Source organism: Acidobacterium capsulatum ATCC 51196 (assembly GCF_000022565.1).
In the GTDB taxonomy this organism is placed as follows: domain Bacteria; phylum Acidobacteriota; class Terriglobia; order Terriglobales; family Acidobacteriaceae; genus Acidobacterium; species Acidobacterium capsulatum.
The window spans coordinates 2,325,537-2,345,947 of sequence record NC_012483.1 but is presented as its reverse complement, the minus strand read 5'-3'; the positions used below and the strand labels follow the sequence as shown (position 1 = coordinate 2,345,947).

The window sequence follows — 20,411 nt, the reverse complement described above, 5'->3', positions numbered from 1 at the left end:
AGCAACTACAGAACTATGGGGGCTTTTGAGCGAAGGCCCGGAGTTCGATGGTTCGAGTGACTTTCCGCTGGAGAATAGAGATGAAGAAGTGGGCTTCCTTCCTTCCCGTTTCGCTGATTGCGATTGCACTTCAGACGCAGGCGGTGCCGGCGACTGCGCAGAGGCAGAGTCCGGACAATGGCGGCGCGCAGGCGACGGGTCAGATGAGCCAAGGCGCTATGAATCGCATGGCGCAAGGCACACCGGTGAGTGCGCGGCTCACCAAAGAAATCAACGCCAAGCACACCAAGGCCGGCGATGAAGTGGTGGCGCGCACCACCCGCGCGGCCAGGTTGCAGAATGGCACACAACTGCCGCGCGGCACCAGGCTGATTGGCCAGGTGACGCAGGCGCAGGCAGAGTCGCACGCCCAGCGCAGCGCGCGGCTGGCCTTCAACTTTGACCGTGCGGAGGTGAAGCACGGACGCACGATTCCGATTGATGCGGTGGTTACGTCTGTTTCAGAGCAGCCGGCGAGTAGCGGAGCCTATGGCGCGGGTGGGGCAAGTGCGGCTCAAATGCCGGGAGGCGCCATGGCCGCCGGATCGTCAATGAACGGCAATGGAGGAGTGGCCGGTGGCTGGGTTCCGAATGCCGGCGGTGCGCTGGGGGCAACCGGCTCCTTGGGAAGCAATAACGGCGCTCAAGTCGGCCCCGGAACGGGCGCGATGGCCGGAAACGGCGCGAATTATGGTATGCAGGGCTCGGGCAGCGGCCAGGTGGCCGGACTGCCAGGCGTCCGGCTGAGCCATTCGGCGGCGAACCATAGCAGCGTGGCCCTGATTGCCCGGGGCAAGAATATCTCGCTGGGCAGCGGAACGCAGTTGACCTTGAGTGTGAAGACGGGCGGGCCTCGCGGGTATGGGAGCGGTTCGGCTGGCGGGCCGCCTTCGGTGCAGTAAGGGATCCCTGCGGATCGAGTTATAAATGCAATGGCCCCGGAGACTGCTCCGGGGCCATTGTAATTTCAAAACAGAGTTATTGGCTTGAGAGTTTAGTTGCATTTTGCTGCGGTGTCAGGTCTGCATCTATATGAACCGAAGAGCCTGATACCAGCATGGTTCTTGTCCATGAAGTGTAGCCTGCCTTCTGGACGGTGATTACATGTTTGCCCGAAGCGAGCGAGAGTGTGGATGGAGTATTGCCGGCAAAGGCCCCGTCTACTTCAATGTCGCAAGCTGGGATATCGGAGTTGATCGTGATTTGCGATGTGGCCGCGACTGCGGCTGCCGGGGCGGCTTTTGGTTCAAATCTCGCGAGATCGAGATTCATGTCTCCGTCGGTGTAGGCGGTAATCTCGGTTCCTTTTGGAATCGTGATGTCTTTGCCGTGCATAAAGAGGAACAGCGGGGCCGCCGGAAAGAAGACGATTCCGGTTGCTACCATAGCGCCAGTCATTGCACCGACATGCCCATGTCCATTGCCGCCTTCTGTCGCGCGGAGGGCATCTTTTTCGCCGTCTGAAAGACGGACGCTATCTATATTTACGTTGAGCTTTCCTGCCCGCCCCATACTGCGCTTATGCTGAGCAACCGTGACCGTAGCCAGCGCCAGGGAGCCTTTGGGGATAACAACGACTCCATCTACAGAAACATCCTCAAGGACATCAAAGTTCACTTCGTCTCCCACTTTGGCCGTCGCGGAAGATACTGTGCGATCAAGTCGTAGCTTTATCGGGGTTCCATCTAAGAGGGTGTGTGGCTTTGGGATCGTTGACGTATTGGAAGTTTTGGCCGGGGTAGTCGTGGCGCTTTTTACTACTGGGGCCGATTGCTGAGCATCGGCGGACTGGGATGCGACTAAGAGAGCGCATAACGCAAGCACTGCAACTTTCATGGCAGTTCACTTTCAAGAGTGGTTTCAGGAGAGTGAGCCGAACTTTAACACTTCATAGGAGATATGGGAAGTAATAACTTAAACTTTGCGAAAGTTACCACTCCATGGCGTATTGGGCGGTGGAGCCGGAGGCGGGGCGTGGTTCGCTGGCCAGTTCGAGGACGAGACGCTCGAGGACGAGGCGCTTGTCGGGAGGCTGGGAGCGGAGTTCCATGTCCGCGCGGGCGATGAGGCGAAGTGCGCGGGTGAGGTCGCGGCGGGATTTGTAGCGGCGTGCCTGGCGGATGAGGTCATCGGCGGCGAAGGGCGGCATGCGGAAGCCCTGCCACAGCGCCTGCCAGATGGCGCGCGAGTCGCGCACGTTTTTCTCAAGGATGACGAGCATCTGCCGGAAGGTGCGGGCCAGCATGTAGAGATGGCCGATGGCGGAGTCTTCGCCGCCGTCAGAGGCATTGAGCAGGCCGTGCAGGAGAGAGATGGCGCGCACCTTGTCCTTGGCGGAGATTGCGTCGGTGAGCTCATAGAGCGAGCGCTGCTTGGCGGCGAGGACCATGGTCTCGACATCGCCGAGAGTGATGCGCTTTTTTTCGCCGACGTAGAGCACGAGTTTTTCGAACTCGTTGGAAACCATCATCATGTCTGCGCCGAGGGCGTCGACCAGCTCGCGCGCGGCGTCGCTGTCTATTTGTATCTCGTACTGTTTCGATTCCGCAGTAAGCCAGCGCAGGGCGTCGGCTTCGTCAACGCGAGCCAACTCGACCATGCCGCACCACTCACCGAGCGTTTCGCGAAGACGCTCGTAGCGGTTCTTGTCGTCCATGTCCATGCGGCGCGGGTCGGCGGGGATGCGGAGATGATCGGCGACAAATAGCACGAGCGCCTGCGGGTTAGGCGACCGGAAATACTCCTCAATGGCGGCGAACTCCTCTTTTTTGGAGCCGCGCGTGTAGAGGGTTTTGAGATTGCGGAGAAAGAGCACCTGGAAGGGCGCCATGAGTGAGGGCGTGCGTGCGCGGTCGAGCGCCTCGAAGATATTCACTTCTGAGAGGTCGAGGTCAGAGAGGCAGAAGTCGCGCATCTCCGGCGGAACGAGGGCCGTGAGAATGGCTTTGCGGCAGCGCTCGTAGAGGAAGATTTCGTCGCCGGCAAAGACGTAGCCCGGACGCAGGCGCTGCTCGTGCAGTTCTGCCAGGAAGCGCTCAGTGGATGCGAAGCCCGCGCCCATTAGAGACGGCCTCGCTCAGATGCGCGGGATGCCCTGGTTTGTGTGGAAAAGAGCTGCGAATTGGAAGCGGGGAAAAGCATCAGAAGGAGTCCAGAATATCGGAGACGGCAGCGGAGGCAAAGTCCCTTGCGAGGCGCTCTTCCGCAGGGGAATCCTCTTGTATGAAGCTGGCGAGGTTCTGGGTTTCTTCATATTGCTGGCGGAAAGTGTAGGAGGAATTCTGGTAGATGACCTTGCCACGGCGGTTGATGACGCGCAGGCTGGCCTTGATGGTGATGACGAAGCTGGAGGAGCGGCCGGTGGTGTTGTCGTAGGTGAGCGGCACGACGGAGTAGCTGTTGATCTGGCCGTAGAGCGTGGCGCTGGCCTCGGGGTCGCGGTGGTCCACAATGTGCCATGCCGAGCGGCTGGTGAACTGGCGGATGACGGCCTGCGTGAAGTCAAAGCCGACGTGATAGGCGTTGGTGTGGTTGACAAAGGTGGGGATGGCGAGCGTCTGCGCGGACTGGCGGCCGAGGCTGGGCGGCAGGTGCGAGGGAGTGTCCATCGCGTGGTAGTTGCAGCCGCTCACCCATAGTGAGCAGGGGAGCAGGCAGGCCGAGAATAGAACGAGCGCCAGACGGGACATGCTACTGGTAGTTTCGCATGGGCAGGCGAGGGTCTGCCTATACTGGGTGGGACCTTGAGGAGGCTGCTGGAGATGGAAATCAGCGCCGCGCAAACGGCGGAGGGAACTGCCGTGAAGCAGAAGACAGTCTGGCAGGTGTATGAAGAGCATCTGGAGGCTTTAGGGCAGCGGCTGTCCGAACTGGGGAAGACGCAGCAGAGGGCCAAGGTTGCCGCGATTGCTTTGGCCGCAGGATTGGCGGGGTTGGTGGTGCGGGACTGGCCTGCTCCACCTGCGGCTCTGGCCTCTCTGCTGCTGGCAGCGGTGGCTTTTGCCTTTCGCCGCTACGCGCAGTCGCGCCGCAGGGGGCTGGATATCGCACGCCGCAGCAACTTTTATACCCAAGGCCTGGAGCGTCTTCGCGGTGCGTGGACCAAGCTGCCGGATACAGGACTTGACTATGCGAGGGACGAGCACCTGTATCAGCATGATTTGCAGGTGGTAGGCGAGCGTTCGCTGTTTACCTTGCTGCGGACCACGCGGTCAGAGGTCGGGGCGTCGCGACTGGCGGACTATCTGCTGGATGCGGTGCCGCTCGGGGAATCTCGTAGCCGGCAAGAGGCGGTGCACGAGTTGCAGCCGCAGCTTGCGTTGCGGGAGTCAGTGGCGGCGCTGGGGGAGTACTCCTTTCAGCGAGGCGAGGTGCAGATTCTGGAGCGGTGGATGCAGTTTGCCCCTGTGCCGGTATCGCGCTGGAAGCCTGGAGTCATGCTGGTGCTGGGAGTGGGTTTGGCGGCTGCGGGGTTGCTGGCGCTGACCGGTTTGTTGCCGCTCTGGCCCGCGCTCTGGATTGTGCTGCCGCTGCTGGGGGCGCAGCTTTTGCTATTGCTTCCGCTGCGTGGGTTGCTGAGAGATCGCGTCGATTCCGCTGTGCTGCTGGCCGACGAGCTGACAGTGCTTCGCGATGGGCTTCGGCTGCAGCAGCAGCAGGCATTTCTTGCGCCCAAACTCAAGGGCCTGCTGGCTGCTGTGCAGGGAGCGGATGCGAGCCAGCGCATTGGCGAGTTGCAGCGTCTGGCACGCGGACTGGAGCAGTGCCGCAAGGAATGGTTTTATGTACCGTCCTGGGTGACCGGAGCCGAGGTGCAGATTCTGCTGGCCATGGAAGGCTGGCGTGCCCGTTATGGGGCGGCTTTGAAGGGATGGGTGGATGCATGGAGCGAGTTTGAAACGCTCCTGGCGCTGGCGGGCTATGCGTTTGAGCATCCAGAGCATGTTTTTCCTGAGTTTGTAGCAGATACGGTTGCATTTGCAGCCGAAGAGCTGGGGCATCCACTGTTGCCGGGAAAAAGCTGCGTAGGGAACGATGTGCGGCTGGATGCGGAGCAGCGCTTTTACGTGATCAGCGGCTCTAATATGGCCGGGAAGAGCACGCTGTTGCGGACGGTGGGGCTGAATGCGGTATTGGCTTATGCTGGCGCTCCGGTGCGGGCACGCGCGGCCCGGCTGAGTGAGATGCGGCTGGGCGCGTCGATCACGACCGCCGACTCGCTGTTGGATGGACGGTCGCGCTTTCTTGCCGAAGGGGAACGGTTAAGGGAGATGGTGAGGTTGGCTAAGGATGGCCCGTTGCTTTTCCTGGTGGACGAGATTTTCAGCGGCACCAATTCACAGGACCGCCGCGTGGCCGCGGAAGGTCTCGTGAATGTGCTGATGCAGCATGGAGCCGTAGGAGCGCTCTCCACGCATGATCTGGCGCTGGCGGCGATTGCGGAACGCGGGCCTATGGGTGGAGTGAACGTGCATATGGAGAGCGAAGATGCGGAGGATCCTCTGCACTTTGACTACCGGTTGAAGCCGGGAGTGGCGGCGCGTTCGAACGCGCTGGCGATTCTGCGCATGATTGGCGTGCTCGAGGACGCGTAGAACTGGTCTCATATATAGATCTTTTATTCGATAGGGGGTATGAGCCCCGCTTCGGCGGCGGGTCTCACACTTTCCACAATCAGCAGCCGCGTATTTATGAGACGAGTTCCAGAGTGGGCACAGAAAAGCCCACGCTTGCGGGCGTGGGCTTTTGCTTGTCTGGCTGCGCTATTCGGGTTGCGGGGGCAGGGCCGGGTTTGGCAGCTTGATTTTGGTCCTGGGCGCGGGCGGTTTGCCGGTGGCCGGAGTGGAGTTGGATGCTCCGGGTGCGGGGGGCTCGCCGGGCAGGCGGTAGGGGCTGGCGAGGCCGCCCTGCGCGGCCTGGATGGTGTCCCTGGAGTCGTCCTGGAATTCGAGCGCCAGCTTGTATTGCGCGAGGGCGGCGTTGCGGTCGCCGTTCACGTCATCGATGCGGCCGAGATAGATGTGCGACCAGGCGACGAGGCGTGGATTTTTGGAGACGGAGATGGTTTTCTGGAAGTCCTCGACGGCATTGGGGACATTGCCGTTCACAAGGCTGGCGCGGGCGAGCACGTACCAGGCGCGGTCAGGCGAGGACGTGCGATCGGCAAGCGCCTGATTGGCGATGGCGGCGGCGGCATGGGGATGATTCTGCGCCAGGAGCGATTCGGCGTGGTCGAGAGCATCGGGCGCGGCGAGCGTGTTCTCGACCACCTCGGATGTTGGCTGCGCGTCGAAGTGCAGGTGCAGGCTCTTGATGAGGCCGATTTCCGAGGGCACATCCATGCCGTAGACCATGGGGCCGATGCTTTGTGAGAGTGAGGTGGGGGTGCGCTCAAAGGCGATGAGCTGGCGATAGAAGTATTGGGTGAGGATGTAGCCCTGCAGCATGGACTTGTCTACATAGTTTTGCCGTACGCGGGCCACCTGCTTGAGGTAGGCGGTGCGCTTGCGGTAGTCGGCGGTCATTTCGCGGCGAGGCGCGTTGGCGGGAATCTTGTAGACGGGCACGCCAGTGTTCATGGTGCGGGCTTCAATGGCGCGGATGAGGCATTCGATGACGAAGGGGATGATGCCGCTTTTGTCCTGAAAGCTGATGGGGGCGTTCTGCACCATGTTCAGAAAGGGCTGCAGGCGGTCAATGGCGTTGGCGCGAGTGTAAAGCAGCGGGTCGATTTCATAGTGCAGATACGCCTGATGGACGTTGTGCATGTGAATCGTGCCCTGTTTTGAGGGCGAAACCACAACGATATAGTCGCCGCCATAGATGCGGGCATTGGTGTCGCCGGGGTTGAGCATGGGCGCCACGACGATGAGAAAGCGGCGGTCAGTATAGGTGCTGATGGGCTCTTTCAAATAGATGTCAGTGTTGAGCGTCATCTGGGTGATGGGACCATGCAGCACGGAGACCAGCTTGTCATAAGCCGCGTGGTTGTTGACCCAGGTGGCGTGCAGATCCGCATCCTGCACGAAGCTGCGCAGCAAGGGCAGCACATCAAGAACGCCGTTGGCATCTGGCGGCAGACTCTGCTGCGGCACGGTGAGCTTGAGGTTCGGGGGCGGCGTGAGGTAAAGCCCGAGCGAGACGTACTGCGCGACATTTTTTGCCGAGTTGCCGAAATCGTGGCGCTCAAAGAAGACGCAGAGCTTATCGCGGTCCGCAGTGGCGGCGGTGGAGGTGGCCAGCGTCTGATCCACTTCCTGCCGGATTTTCATGCGAACCGGCTCGGAGTTGGCCAGCCCGTCATTGTAGCCGCAGGCATTGAGCGCCACGCCGAAGTCAAAGAGCACTTCGCTGGTGGCCAGGCTGATGGATGGTCCGGCGGGGTCAATCAACGCGGGAGGCTGCTGCTGCGCAGGAGAAGAGACATCGCTGGCAGATTGCGCAAAGACAGCACCGGAGCAGAGCAGCGCGGCGGTGAAGACACTGACGAAAGAGCGGAGACGAATCAAAGACGGCATGGGCTGGAATATGGACCTGACTTGTATGCCAGTCTATGCATCGAGCCGAGGGAGATGCAATCACCCACTGCCGGCGCAGAGGTTGCGCCGGAGCGATTATCCGCGGACGGCAACGCCGGAGAAGGAGATGAGAGCGACGCCACGGACGGGCTGGCCGTACATCATGGCCGGCTGAAAGATGCTGAAGAGCAGCATATTCTCAACGGCGGCGCGGGTGGAGGGGTCACGCGGGCCGGCGACGATGCGGTAGTCGTAGACCTGGCCCTGGCCGTCCACGTAGGCCTCGACCACAACGGCGTGAGACGGGCTGAAAAAAGCGCCGCTGCCCTCGGCATTGGAGTAAAGCAGGCGGGGCGCGGTGGCGGTTTCGGACGAGTCGTTGCTGGCGACTGCCGCGGGCGGCGCTGCCAGAGTGCCGACCATGAGCGCGACGGTGCCGATAAGCAATACGGAGCTGACGAAGCCCGCCGAGGCCTGCAGGACCAGCGGACGAAGCGAGTTTTCCCAACGGACGCGCAAGTCGGCGAGCCAGTTGCGGGGTGTGCGGGCGCGTTCGCGCGATACGGCTACGCGCAGGCGGAGCGCGAGATCTTCGGGCGCCTTGGCGGGGCCGAGGCGGTAGAGTGCGTCCTGCATGGCGCGCCAGCTCTCGAACTCCGCGGCGCAAGCCGTGCAGGAGGAGAGGTGAGCGGCGATGGACTGCATTTCCACTCCGCTGAGTGCTCCATCAAGATAGCCGGAAAAGGAATTGCGGGTGGCACGGCAGGAATTCATGGCGCCTCCTCTGCAGAAGACGGGGAAAAGCGGATGGCCGGCTGCACTGGCTTACGGCGTGCAGCTTCTACGTAGGGCTGAAGCCGCTGACGCAATTGCGCGCGGCCGCGCATGAGACGGGATTTGACGGTGCCGAGATTGGTCGAGAGGATTTCAGCAATTTCTTCGTAGGCAAAGCCCTCGATGTCGCGCAGTACGACCACGGTGCGATAGGGCTCCGGGATGAGGCGCAGCTCAGCCTCGACGCGATCAGCGACCTCGCGATGGGCCGCATTGTCGAAAGGCGACTCGTGTTCGTCGATGAGTGTGTCTTTGAGGCAGAGGGCGTCGCCTTCTTCTGCTGCGAAGAGTTCGGTCTCAATGGTGATCTCTTGCCGGCGATGGCGCGACCACCAGCGGCGCTGATTGGAGGCCTCGTGCAGGGCGATGCGGTAAATCCAGGTGCGCAGGCTGGCATCGCCATGAAACTTGCCGACGCCGCGGAAGATCTTGATGAAGATTTCCTGGGTGAGGTCGGCGGCGTCGCAGGGATTGGGGATGGTTCGCGCTACGAGGCTGTAGATCGGCTGGTGATATTTGGAGATGAGCCAGGCGTAGGCTTCTTCTGAACCCTCGCGCAGTTGCGCGACGATGGCGGCTTCTTCGGGACGGGATCCGATTGCGCTTGCTAAATTTCCCACTGCAGTTCCTGCGGCCACTTCTGACCCCCTTCAGGTTACAGGAAAACGCGCGCCTTCGCGGAAGAGTCCTGGCTTCTGCCTTCCGCTGGTTGTATAGACACCGAGGGGGTGGAGAAGGTTCCTTGTGGCTCACGCGTGGAGGGGGCAGCGGGAATTGACGAAAATGCCCGGCTCACCGACAATAAGAAGAGCAACACGAGTGGGCCTGTGGCGCAGCTGGGAGCGCGCTTCCATGGCATGGAAGAGGTCATCGGTTCGATCCCGATCAGGTCCACCAAAACTCCCTCCTGAATTCCCGATTTCCCCTTCCTAAAGAGCATTCTCTGCAGTCTCATTACCGGGTGGATTGCCTTCTCCGATTTGCCTTTTTCTCCTGAGATCTTTCATGTTTTCTACGCGGATTTGCGTTTTTATCGCGATCGGGTGTGCTCTGCCGGTGTGACGATGGGCAGGCCGAGGAGCATGTGCAGGGTGGCGCGTGAGATGGCGAGGGAGGTTTGCAGTTGGACGGCCTCCTGCTGTTTGGCGAGATAGCCCTCTTCGAGCACGGTGTAAGCGGCTGCATCCAGGTCATTTTGCTGGAGGCTTTGCCGGGCGGCCTCGGCCCTCGCCTTGAGGCGGGGAAGAGTGGCGCGCAGCGTGTGAAGCTGGGCGGCGAGGAGTTGATTGGCCTTCCATAGCTCGTGCGCCTGACTGACGGCGGCATCGAGCCTGGCCTGATACGTTTGCCAAAGATAGGCGCGGGTGGCGCGCTGGATGGCGATGCTGCCTTGATTGTGATTGAAGATGGGCAGACTGAGATTGGCCTCAGGGCCGAGGCTGTTGACACCTTCGACGGGATCGCGCTCGATGTTGACGCCAACGCTGAGGGCGGGAAACTGCATGAGGATGGCCCTGCGCAGGGCGGCTTGCTGGGATTGATAGCCGGCCTGGAGGGCGAGCAGATCCGCGCGGCGATGCGGAAGCGCGGCAAGAGCGGAGTGAAACTGCGACGGGCTGAGGCCGGAAGCGGAGGGTGTGCCGAGCAGTTGGAGCGGCGCGCCGGGCTTGAGTCCGAGAAGCTGCTTTAGCTGATGCATGGTGCTGTTCTGCGCCAGTTGCAATTGGCGCAGACGGTCTTGCGCGTTGGAGAACTGGACGAGATCGGCCGAGACAGTGGTGCTGAGCATGTCGCCCTGCTGCATGGCCTTGCGGTCTGCCTGATAACGGCTGGCGAGCAGATGCTCTTCCACGCGCTGGAGGGTGATTTGCCGTGCATTGCCGCGAGCCTCAAGGAATGCCTGATTGGCTTTGGCGGCAACCTGCCACTCCTGCCAGAGAATGTTGAGGTGGACCTGCTGTTGTGCCGCGGAGGCCGCGGCGCGGGTGGCTCCACGGGTGATGAGCGCCTGCAGATCTTCGCTCAGGCCGAGTGCTCCGCCATAGGTACGAGCGGATTGGGCGAAGCCGGCGTTGAAGGTGGGGTTGGGCAGCAGGCCGGCCTGGAGCATCTGCGCGCGGGCGATGCCGGCCTGGAGGCGGGCCGCTTTCAGATCAGGATCATTGCAGACAGCGAGCAGGAGGATGGTGGCCTGGTCGAGTCCTTTGCGCGGAATGGCATGGGGCGCAAGCCCGGGCAACTGGAACTGACTGGCGGGAATCATGAGTTGTGGCGCGCGGGTGAGGTCAGGCGCAACCGGCAGAGGCCGCGAATGGTAAGTGGCGCAACCGGCCAGCAAGATGCAGAGCAGGCCTGCAGCGATGCGGCTGCCCGCGACAGAGAAGGGGCGCTTCATGCGGTAGCTCCTTTGGCCAATTGCCTGCGGCGTGCGTGCAGGTAGAGCGCGGGCAGCAGGTTGGTGCTGAGCAGAGCGCTCCAGAGAATGCCGCCAAGAATGACGGCGGCGAGACCCTGCTCGGGCGCGGCACCCTGGCCCCAGCCCAGGGCGGTGGGCAGCATGCCGAGCACCGCAGTGAGCGTAGTGAGAACAATGGGGCGGAAGCGGACGTGGACGGCTTCTTTGACGGCGTCTTCGATGGACATGCCGCCGGCTTCGTTTTTGCGGGCGCGGTAGAGCAGCACGATGCCGTGATTGAGGCAGATGCCGACGAGCGTGAGGATGGCGACGAGCCCGATGGCGTTGAGGCCGACGCCGCTGATGAGCAGCGCGAATGCGCCTCCGGTAAATGCGAGTGGAATTTGCAGCAGGAGCAGCGCGGGGACGAGAAAGCCGTCGAATTGCAGAATCATGAGAACGAGCATGAGAAGAAATGCGACAGTCGCAGCGGCGAGGAGGCCGAGGGCCGCGCTCTCCAGTTGCGGATAAAGGCCACCGAAAGCAACGCGATAGCCGGGCGGAAGAGCGAGACCTCGCAGAGCCTTGCGCGCGGAAGCGATGGTGCTGCCGAGCGGGCCGTTCGGAGTCGCCATGATTTCGAGTGCTCGCGCACCGTCGATGTGCCGTACCTGGTTGGGCGTTGCGACGAGTTGGATGGTGGCGAGTTCTCCGAGCGGGGTCCATCCGGTTGTGCGGATGGGCAATTGCACGAGCGATGCGATGGATTGGTGATGCGCGTTGGCAAGGCGAACGTAAATCGCGAGTGAGGTGTTGCCCTGGGGAACTTCGCCAGCGATTTCGCCATTTGTCAGAGGCGCGATTTGCGCGTAGAGCTGCGCGGGCGTCATGTGTTGCGCGGCCAAGGCAGATGCGTTGGGTGTGATGCGTAGCTCCGTCACGCGATAGCCGTCGTTGTTGAATACGCCGCTCAGTGCGGGGATGCTGCTGAGACGGTGGGTGATTTTTTCTGACACGCTGCGCAACGTCTGCAGGCTGTTGCCGAAGACATCGATCACGAAGGGCTGCGGCAGGCCGGAGAGGCTTTCTCCGACGCGCTCGATGGTGGGCGTATCGACGGAGATCTGAACGCCGGGAGTCTGACTCTCGTGTGTGAGGCGATTGGCGATGGCATCAAGAGAGTTCACGTGGATGCCGGGCTTGAGTGTGATCTGGATTTCGCCTGCGTAGGCGGGCTCAGTGTAGAGACCGTTGGAGGGTGAGCCGATGCGGGCGAAGACGTGCTCGACTGCGTTGTCTGCCTGCATGCGGTGGGTCATGTGCAAAACGGCTGTCTCGGTGTCGAGCAGAGAGGAGCCGGGGGGCAGCGTGAAGCTCATGAGCAGCACGCCTTCATTGGGCAAGGGCAGGATATTGATGGGGACGAGGACAAGTCCGGCGAGGCTGAGAAGGAGAAGCGCAATGCAGATGCCGAGGCTGGCTTTGGGATGGTGTGCGACGCGCGTGAAGAGGTGTTCGTTCTGCTTGCGCAGGCGGTCGAGGAGCGTGGCGGCGCGCGTGGGCCGGGGACGCGGGCTGGTCTTTAGAAAGCCGAGGCAAAGCGGGATGAGCGTGACGGAGATGAGTAGCGAGGCGAGCAGAGAGAAGGTCATGGCGAGCGCGAAGGGAATGAAGAAGAGCCCTGCGAGGCCGCCGACGAAGAGCAATGGAAGGAATACGGAGACGGTGGTGAGCGTGCCCGTTACGTCTGGCCCTGCGATGTCTTTGAGGCCGCGGATGATGCCTGTCCAGTGGTCGTCGCCTTGCTCCCACCGGTGATAGATGCTCTCGAGCACGATGATGCCGTCGTCGCAGAGCAGGCCGACAGCGATGGTGAGCGCGCCGAGCGTTAACAGGTTGAGCGTGTGGCCGGTGGCGTAGAGACCAGCGATGCCGAGCAGCAGCGAGAACGGGATGCTGAGGGCGAGAATCCAGATGCCGCGGCCTGCGCCGAGCACCGCCAGCAAGACGGCGATGGCGAGGATGCCGCCGATGAGCAGGTTGCGGCCGAGATCAGAGCCGACACTGTGTACGAGATGTGCCTGGCTGTAGATGTTGATCCAATGCACGCCGGGCGGAAGCTGCGAGAGGCTTGCATGCAGGACTCTTTGCACGCTCTGGTCCACGGGAACGGTGGAGGCCGAGGGCTGCTTGAAGACGAGCAGAGCGATGGAGGGCACTCCGTCAAGCATGGCGGCATTGAGCGTGGGCACCGGAGCACGCACGATGCGCGCGAGATCGCTGAGTGGGATAGGGCCGGTGGCGCCGGGGACGGCGATGCTTTCAAGATTGCAAATGTGCGTGGGAAGGCTGCGGACTTCGATGAAAGCGTCCTGATGGCCGAGGGTGAGATAGCCGCCGGGCTTGAGCAGGATGTGCTGCCGCAGGGCCGCCACAATGGCAGTGACGGGAATGCCGTAGCGGCGCATCGCGGAGATGTCGGGCTGTACCCAGAGCGCCTCTTGCCCTGCACCGTAGACCTGAGCCTGATAGACGCCGGGGAGTGCGCGGAGTTGAGGGATGACCTCTGCCTTCAGGGTTTGCTCGATCGCGGCGGGTGAGTCTTCGGGAGGGATTTGCAGGCTGTAATCGGCGACCTCGTTGATGCCGTTGCCCATGATCTGCGCGAGGGGCTGAACGGAGGCAGGCATCTGGCTGCGGACGTGATCGATGGCACTGTTGACGGCCATGAGGTCTTGCGTGGGATTTGTTCCCTGGTGGAAGCGGGTGTCGATTTCGACGGTGCCACTGCCCATGCTGGAGCGCACGCTGTCTAGATTGGGCAGGGCGAGGAGTTCGCCCTCGATGGGGCGGGTGATGCCGGTCTCGAGCTCGGTGGCGGTGGCTCCGGGCTCATGGGCGATGACGCTGATCTCAGGAAAGTTGAAGGCGGGGAGCACTTCAACCGGGATGTTGACATAGGCGTAGATGCCATAGGCGATGAGGCCGCCGTAGAGGAGCGCCCATAGCAGAGGCTGGAAGAGGATTCTTCGGAACGAATTTGTATCTGTCATGGTGCCTAATCCGGAATCTGATATTGGCCGGCGGTTTTTGACTGGAAAAGCAGATAGGCATTCTGGACGACGACTTGTTCGCCCGGCTTGAGGCCGCTCAGGATTGAGGTTGTCCAGCCGCGTGCGGAGCCAGGGATGACTTTGCGGGGCTGGTCGCCTTGCGCGGTGTGAACCATGACCCACCAACTGCCCTGGCTGAGGATGAGCGCGCGGGTGGGAACGGCGATGACCTGAGCGGCGGGCAGGTTGAGGGTGACCGTACCATATTGTCCGTTTTGCCAAGGTGAGGATGCATTTGCAGCCGTCATCATTACGTATTCGCTGCCGGACGGGTTGGTGACGCCGGAGATGGCGCGGACGCGAACCGCGATGGGCTTGCCGCCGCTGGCGGGCGTGAAGAGGCCGGTCATTCCGGGATGGATTTGTGCGGTATTGCCGCCGTAAAAGGACGCGCGCAACCAGAGTGCGCTGGAGGGTTGCAGGGTGACGATGGGCTGGCCGGCGCTGACTCGTTCTCCGCTCGCAGCCTGCAGCGAGAGCACGAGTGCGTCGGAGGGCGCGGTGATCTGCGCCATTTGCCGGGTGGCGTGTAGCCGGGACTGGATGGTCTCAAGCGCTGCCTGTGCAGAAGCCTCGGCGCTCATGGCCTGATGCAGGCTCTGGCGCGTGCTTAAATGCGCGCGTAATTGTTCGCGCTGAATGGAGAGCGCTTTTTCCGCGTTGCGAAGCTGTGCCTTTGCGCTGCGCAGGCTGGCCTGCAGCTCGAGGAGCAGGCTGTCAATCTCTGGCCCGCGCAAGGTGGCGAGCACCTGGCCGGTATGCACGTGGGTGCCCGGTGTGATGGTGAGCCCGGCGAGTGTGCCCGTTTCCGCTGCGTTCAGGGGCAGGGTGCTGATGGGCACGACCTGTGCGTATGCGCGCAGATGAGGCGTGGATGAGACGCGCTGCGCAGTGATCGTGCCGGTGGACTGGGCGTGGATGGGCAGAGCCATGAGCGTGAGTGCCGCGCAAAAAATGCGGCGGCTTGCAGACGCGCGTGGTCTGCGAAGACTTTTGGGCAAAGGGAAAAGCACGAGTGGAATCCTTCTGCGTGAGAGGAAGCACAGCGGCGCTCGTCACATAGGCAAGGAAGAATGTGCCCTGATGAGCAGGCCGAAAGGCGCAGAGATTCCGAAGATCAGATTCGCAGAGGCGGCGGAGACGCGACGCAGACGGGAGCGATGATGCATGCGTAGATTTGCCGCGAGAGCGCGAATGGGCGCAGGCGCGCGGCGACGTAATGCAGGAGCAGGCCAATCCACTGAAAGGTTTTGAGCAGAGAGATGCCTGCGCAGGCGACGAGCAGCAGGATGATCAGCATGCCGTGCGGCCCGAGATGGCGGAGATCATCGAGATGATCGGCACACTCCCAGAGCGGATCGAGCACCAGGAAGGCAGCGAGGAGAAGCATGCCGCACGCAAGCAGGCGCTGCACCCATGAGGTGCCGGCGTGAGCCTTGGCGTGATGGCTGCGTGTGAGCGGCATGACTGATGCTGACGTTAGCAGAGGAAGATTCCTGACCGCAACTTTGAGCTTTGACGAAAAGCAACGGCGCGCCGTGAGTGCGGCGCGCCGTTGCGGTGAGTTGCGTGTGAGTGGTTTAGTGCTTCGGCTTGGGTGTCCAGTGCAGGCCAAAGGTGTAGGTGGGCTGATAGAACTCGCGCTGGATGGGATACTGCTTGCTTCCGTTGTAGAAGCCGAATTCCTCGTTGTTGAGGTTCCAGGCGGAGACGATCAACTGCAGTCCGTGGCCGAACTTGTAGCCGCCCTGCGCGTCGAGTTGCGTGTGGTTGTAGAAGTAGATGTCTCCGAGCGGGCCCTTGGGACCGCCGGCGGTGCCGTCAGTGTATTGATAGGCGAAGATTGCGGCCTGGTTAAAGTTGAGGGCCATCTGCATGGAGAGCGGTCCGCGATTGTAGGTGGGCCCAATGTTGAAGCTGTTGGGCTCGTCATAGGGCAAGCGGGGATGGTCTGTGCGCCCGGTGATGCTGCTGATGCGGGAGGTCTCGTAGCTGTAGTTGGCATTCATGCCGAGGCCGCCGAGCAGGCCGGGCAGGCCGGTCCAGTGTTGCCAGTATTGCAGTTCGATGCCCTGCAGCCACGAGGTGCCGGCGTTGATGGGCTGGCTGATGAGATAAGAGCCCTGCGGGCCGCCGGGCGGCTGATAGTTGGGGGCGAAGCTCTGCTCGGTCACGATGGGCGAGGAGAGGTGCTTGTAGAAGTAACCGGCTGTGAAGACGCCGAAGGTCTTGAAGTAGTGATCGTATTGCACATCGACATCGTCACCGACTTCAGCCTTGAGGTTGGGATTGTTGAGCGATGCGGTGTACTTGTAGGAGCCGTTGCCGTTCTGGCTCCAACTGATGGCCTGGCCCAGGCTGACTTCCTCGGGGCGGGAGACGCCGCGCGAGTAGTCCACACGAACGAAGCTGCCGTGGCCTGCGGGGAGACGGAGCGAAGCGCTGGGCAGGATGTCGTAGTAGGTGTTGGAGAAGTGATTAGGCGATGCGTTGTTGTTGGCATCGAAGGTCAGGTTGTGAATTTTGTCTGTCGTGATTTCAGCGCGGAGACCGGCGACGAGACGGATGCCGCGCGCGAAGTCGATGGTGTTCATGGCATAGAACGCGGGGATGTGCTCGACGATGCCGAAGTCAGAGGGATCGACGCCTTTGTCATCGTTGAAGGTGAAGTCTGTGGGGTTCTGCTTCACGTACTTTGCCACGTCGCTATAAAAGACGTTGTAACCGTCCTGATAGGAGCCGTTGTAGTATCTGGGCTGCTTGAGGCGGTTGGGGAACATCGACATGGGAATGGCGGTGTTGGCCGTGGCGTTGAGGTTGTAGGTGTTGGCGTACTGGTGCATGCTGCGGAACTTGGCGCCGTATTCCAGCGAGTCGTACTTCTTGCCGATTTGCCAGTTGTATCCGGCCGAGACATTGAAGCCGATGTTGATCTGCTGGCTGTGGCCGGGCGAACGCTGCGTGCCGGTGAAGACGTAGTTCTGCGGCTGATTGATCTCGGCAAAGCAGGCGAGGCTCCACTGCGGCAGGTGGTAGTCCGTGGTGTTGCCGGGCTCATAGTGGCAGTCGCCCGCGGTGGAGTTGTTGTTGAAGTTGCCGGAGTCAAAGGGCTCGCCGCCGAAGATGCTGGTGGCGACGTCGGCACCCCAGGAGTACCAGGCCTTCTTGAGCACATGCATGCTGCTGAGTTCGAGCGCGCCGGTGGAGATCTGCGCGTCCTCCTGCTGGTTATAGAAGCTGGGCGGTGTATTGCAGGGCGCGGTGGTTGCGCCGCTGTCTGTGGGGGTTCCGGTACAACCACTGTTGCCGGGGACCAGCAATTGGACGCCGGGCGTATTGTCATGCAGTGTGTAGACGGTCTTGTCGCCGCTGTCGTTGTAGTGCGAGTAGAGGTAGCGGAGATAGATGGTGTGGCCGGGCTTGATGCGGTAGTCGAGGCTGCCGCCTACTCCCCAGCGGGGGCGGTGGAACATGTAGGTGCGCAGATCCTGCGCGTCGAACCAGCCGGTGGTCTGGCCGTTGGGGAGCGTGGCGATGTCGGGCGTGGGCTCCATGTCATTGATGCCGGTGCCGTCGTAGTTGTATTCGCCGCTGATGATGAAGCCTAACTTCTTGCCGGGTCCGAAGCGGCGGCCCCAGGTGCCGTACTCGTCGGTGCTGCCGCGTCCGTTCTCGATCGGGTTGTAGCCGCCGAGCGCGGTGAACTCGTAGGTGGGAGTGTCAGTGGCCGTCTTGGTGATGATGTTGATGGAGGCGCCGATGCCGTCTCCGTCCATGTTTGCCTGGAGCGTTTTGCTGACCTGCACGGAATCAATGATGCTCGGAGGCAGCACGGAGTAGTCGTATTCGCGCACGCCGGGGTCAGCGGATGGCAGGTTGAATCCGTCAACGGTGGTGTTGGTGAGGCGGGGCTCGGTGCCGCGCACCTGCACGTACTGGTCCTGACCTTCATTGCGGGTGAGGCTGACGCCGGGCAGGCGGCCGAGCGCGTTGCCGAGATTGGGGGCCGGCAGGCTGGTGATCATCTTGACCGGCAGCACCTGCATAATGTTGTCGGCGGCGCGCTCTTCATTGACGGCCTCGACCTCAGCGGAAGCGCTGGCGGCGGAAACAAGGACGGTCTGATTGCTGGAGGCGACCTGAAGCTGCAGGTTCAGAGAGGTGGAGGAACCGGCGCTTACGGTGACGGTCTTTGTGACCTTTTTGAAGCCAACATAGCTGACGGAGACGGTGTATTCGCCAGGCTGAAGGCCGCTGAAGAAGAAGCGGCCCTGTTGGTCGGTGAAGACGACCTGATTTCTGGCGGGGATGGAGACGCGTGCGCCGCGCAGCACAGCGCCAGCGGAGTCAGTCAAGGTGCCTGAGATGGATCCGGTCGAGCTGGGCGCGGGTTCGGCCATGGTGCTGATGGACGACGCGCCGGCGGGGGGCAGAATTCCGCAGAGCAGAAGGGTGAGAACGAGCAGCGTGACGCAGCTACTCCAACGGCGTGCATGAACTGGCATTACTTCTCCTTGAAGAGGCCTGTTTACTGTTTGCAATTCACCGTGCAGGGGCGAAGGCCGCCGACTGGACGCATGAAGCAGATAGCCGAATTGCCTTGTGGCGATGTGGTTCCCGGACGCGAGTGAGAGCCCAGTCGCGCGGTGCGGAATGACGACTGAGAGGGGAGTCTCGCAAGGAGGATCCACGCGCCGGCTGATTGTTATGAGAGTTCCGGCTGGGTCAGTCTAAAAACGCGAAGCTGAAGGCAACCTTAAAAAAAGAGCGATTTGCCGAACATTGACAGGTCATTCACTGACAATTGACATGGGGAGCCAAAAGCGGCGATTTGCGCAGTTTTTTGGGAGAATTTGAGGCGCAAGAAGAGGACGCGGGAGAGAGCGGCGCGATGAGGCGCGTGAGGCTCAGCTCCAGTAGCTGCGGTCGAGGGTGCGGTACTGGATGGCTTCGGCGATGTGGGGGACGGCGACGGATTCTTCGCCGGCCAGATCGGCGATGGTGCGTGCGACTTTGAGAATGCGGTCGTGGGCACGGGCGGTGAGTCCCTGCTGCTGCATGGCGCGTTCGAGGAGCTTTTCAGATTCGGGGCTGAGCTCGCAGAACTGGCGAATCTGTCGTGTGGTCATCTGGGCGTTGGAGTAGGTGCGGGACTTTTCTTTTTGAGCACGGCTGGCGGATGGAGCGGCCGCAATGTTGCCAAAGCGCGCTGCCTGCCGCTGACGCGCCTGCAGCACGCGGGCGCGGATGGCTGCCGAACCCTCGCTGGCGGCTCCCCCGCGTAGCTCACGATATTGCACAGCCGGCACCTCGATGTGAATGTCAATGCGGTCAAGAAGCGGGCCTGAGACCTTGGCCACGTAACGCTGAATGAGCGGCGGGGTGCAGTGGCACTCGCGCGAGCGGTCGTTGAAGTATCCGCAGGGGCAGGGATTCATGGCTGCCGCCAGCATGAACGATGCCGGAAAGGTGAGAGACATGGAGGCGCGCGCGATGACGACGTTGCGGTCTTCGAGCGGCTGTCGCATGACCTCGAGCACGTTGCGCGGAAACTCGGGGAGTTCATCGAGGAACAGCACGCCGTTGTGTGCGAGCGAGACTTCGCCGGGACGGGGAATGATGCCGCCACCAATGAGCCCGGCGTCAGAGATGGTGTGGTGCGGTGAGCGGAAGGGGCGCTGGGTGACGAGTCCGGCCTCGGCGTCGAGCACGCCCGCGACGGAGTGAATCTTGGTAGTCTCGAGCGCCTCGTCAAAGCTGAGCGGAGCCAGGATGGAGGGCAGGCGCTTGGCGAGCATGGTTTTGCCGGAGCCGGGAGGGCCAATCATGAGAATGTTGTGTCCACCTGCGGCCGACACTTCAAGGGCGCGCTTGGCGGCCTGCTGGCCGCGCACATCGGCGAAGTCGGGGCCGAAATAGGTATCGGACTCGAGCGTTTCTTCGGCATGCACCCGGAAGGGCGGGGTGTGGATGCCTCCATTGCCGGCAGCGTTGAGCAACTCGCGCGCGTCGTTCAGGGTTTCGACGGGATAGACGTTGACGCCCTCGACGACCGCCGCTTCGCGCGCATTGGCCTTGGGAATAACGAGATTGCGAATGCCACGCTCGCGCGCCGCCACGGCGACGGGCAGCATGCCGGGCACGGGGCGCAGTGCGCCATCGAGGCCAAGCTCGCCGACCAGGAGGAATTCGCGAATGTCCTTGATCTGCAGCGCGCCGTAAGCGCCCAGAATGCCGATGGCCATGGGGAGGTCAAAGCCGGAGCCTTCCTTCTTCATGTCGGCCGGAGCGAGGTTGATGGTGATGTTGGTGGTGGGAATCTCAAAGCCGGAGTTTTTGATGGCGGAGCGCACGCGGTCACGGCTTTCGCGCACGGCGGCGTCGGGCAGGCCCACCATGTTGAAGCGGCTTTCGAGCGTGGTCACGCCGGAGAAATCGACTTCAACATCGATGATGTTGGCATCGATGCCGTACACCGCGGCGCTCAGAGCTTTGAAAAGCATGGGAAGCAAC

At 61.9% G+C, this 20,411-nt stretch carries 14 protein-coding genes and 1 tRNA gene; 3 read left to right on the top strand and 12 right to left on the bottom strand.

What is annotated here, in order from left to right; genetic code table 11:
- The first annotated feature begins 80 nt into the window (after window positions 1–80).
- Complete coding sequence (locus ACP_RS09540) at window positions 81–941, top strand: TraB/TrbI/VirB10 family type IV secretion system protein (protein ID WP_041839458.1); 861 nt, start codon at window positions 81–83, stop codon at window positions 939–941.
- Window positions 942–1,017: 76 nt separating this feature from the next.
- Here ACP_RS09540 and ACP_RS09535 read toward each other — a convergent pair whose 3' ends face one another.
- The 3 genes from ACP_RS09535 to lptE form a co-directional block, all read right to left on the bottom strand.
- Window positions 1,018–1,875, bottom strand: a complete 858-nt coding sequence (locus tag ACP_RS09535) for a PEGA domain-containing protein (protein ID WP_083770567.1) — start codon at window positions 1,873–1,875, stop codon at window positions 1,018–1,020.
- Between the two features lie 94 nt (window positions 1,876–1,969).
- Window positions 1,970–3,100 (bottom strand): DNA polymerase III subunit delta, encoded by a 1,131-nt coding sequence (gene holA / locus ACP_RS09530; protein ID WP_015897103.1) that lies wholly within the window; start codon window positions 3,098–3,100, stop codon window positions 1,970–1,972.
- 79 nt (window positions 3,101–3,179) lie between these two features.
- Window positions 3,180–3,728 (bottom strand): LPS assembly lipoprotein LptE, encoded by a 549-nt coding sequence (gene lptE, locus ACP_RS09525; protein WP_041839457.1) that lies wholly within the window; start codon window positions 3,726–3,728, stop codon window positions 3,180–3,182.
- 111 nt (window positions 3,729–3,839) lie between these two features.
- Between lptE and ACP_RS09520 the strand changes: the two genes are divergently transcribed.
- Window positions 3,840–5,633, top strand: coding sequence for a MutS-related protein (locus ACP_RS09520; protein ID WP_169305959.1), 1,794 nt, complete (start codon window positions 3,840–3,842; stop codon window positions 5,631–5,633).
- A 168-nt stretch (window positions 5,634–5,801) separates the two neighbouring features.
- Here the strand turns inward: ACP_RS09520 and ACP_RS09515 are convergent, their stop codons facing one another.
- The 3 genes from ACP_RS09515 to ACP_RS09505 all read right to left on the bottom strand — a co-directional run bounded on the left by ACP_RS09515 (window position 5,802) and on the right by ACP_RS09505 (window position 9,010).
- Window positions 5,802–7,556, bottom strand: coding sequence for a tetratricopeptide repeat protein (locus ACP_RS09515; protein ID WP_015897099.1), 1,755 nt, complete (start codon window positions 7,554–7,556; stop codon window positions 5,802–5,804).
- Between the two features lie 96 nt (window positions 7,557–7,652).
- Window positions 7,653–8,330 carry a zf-HC2 domain-containing protein gene (locus tag ACP_RS09510; protein WP_041839456.1) on the bottom strand — a complete coding sequence of 226 codons (678 nt, stop codon included), beginning with the start codon at window positions 8,328–8,330 and terminating at the stop codon, window positions 7,653–7,655.
- A complete protein-coding gene (locus ACP_RS09505) occupies window positions 8,327–9,010 on the bottom strand; it encodes a sigma-70 family RNA polymerase sigma factor (protein WP_238525519.1) in 684 nt (227 codons plus the stop codon). Before ACP_RS09505 ends, ACP_RS09510 begins: the two co-directional genes overlap by 4 nt.
- A gap of 201 nt (window positions 9,011–9,211) precedes the next feature.
- Here ACP_RS09505 and ACP_RS09500 point away from each other — a divergent pair.
- A tRNA-Ala gene (locus ACP_RS09500) sits at window positions 9,212–9,287 on the top strand.
- Window positions 9,288–9,420: 133 nt separating this feature from the next.
- On the opposite strand, the gene ACP_RS09495 is transcribed toward ACP_RS09500, so the two are convergent.
- The 6 genes from ACP_RS09495 to ACP_RS09470 form a co-directional block, all read right to left on the bottom strand.
- Window positions 9,421–10,785 carry a TolC family protein gene (locus tag ACP_RS09495; RefSeq protein WP_015897096.1) on the bottom strand — a complete coding sequence of 455 codons (1,365 nt, stop codon included), beginning with the start codon at window positions 10,783–10,785 and terminating at the stop codon, window positions 9,421–9,423.
- Window positions 10,782–13,838 (bottom strand): efflux RND transporter permease subunit, encoded by a 3,057-nt coding sequence (locus ACP_RS09490; protein ID WP_015897095.1) that lies wholly within the window; start codon window positions 13,836–13,838, stop codon window positions 10,782–10,784. Before ACP_RS09490 ends, ACP_RS09495 begins: the two co-directional genes overlap by 4 nt.
- A 5-nt stretch (window positions 13,839–13,843) precedes the next feature.
- On the bottom strand, window positions 13,844–14,830 hold the full coding sequence (locus ACP_RS09485) for an efflux RND transporter periplasmic adaptor subunit (protein ID WP_041839455.1): 987 nt from the start codon (window positions 14,828–14,830) through the stop codon (window positions 13,844–13,846).
- A 185-nt stretch (window positions 14,831–15,015) separates the two neighbouring features.
- Window positions 15,016–15,363 (bottom strand): hypothetical protein, encoded by a 348-nt coding sequence (locus ACP_RS09480; RefSeq protein ID WP_041839454.1) that lies wholly within the window; start codon window positions 15,361–15,363, stop codon window positions 15,016–15,018.
- Window positions 15,364–15,478: 115 nt separating this feature from the next.
- A complete protein-coding gene (locus ACP_RS09475; RefSeq protein WP_015897092.1) occupies window positions 15,479–18,403 on the bottom strand; it encodes a TonB-dependent receptor in 2,925 nt (974 codons plus the stop codon).
- Window positions 18,404–18,805: 402 nt separating this feature from the next.
- A complete protein-coding gene (locus tag ACP_RS09470; RefSeq protein ID WP_015897090.1) occupies window positions 18,806–20,401 on the bottom strand; it encodes a YifB family Mg chelatase-like AAA ATPase in 1,596 nt (531 codons plus the stop codon).
- Window positions 20,402–20,411: the final 10 nt, after the last annotated feature.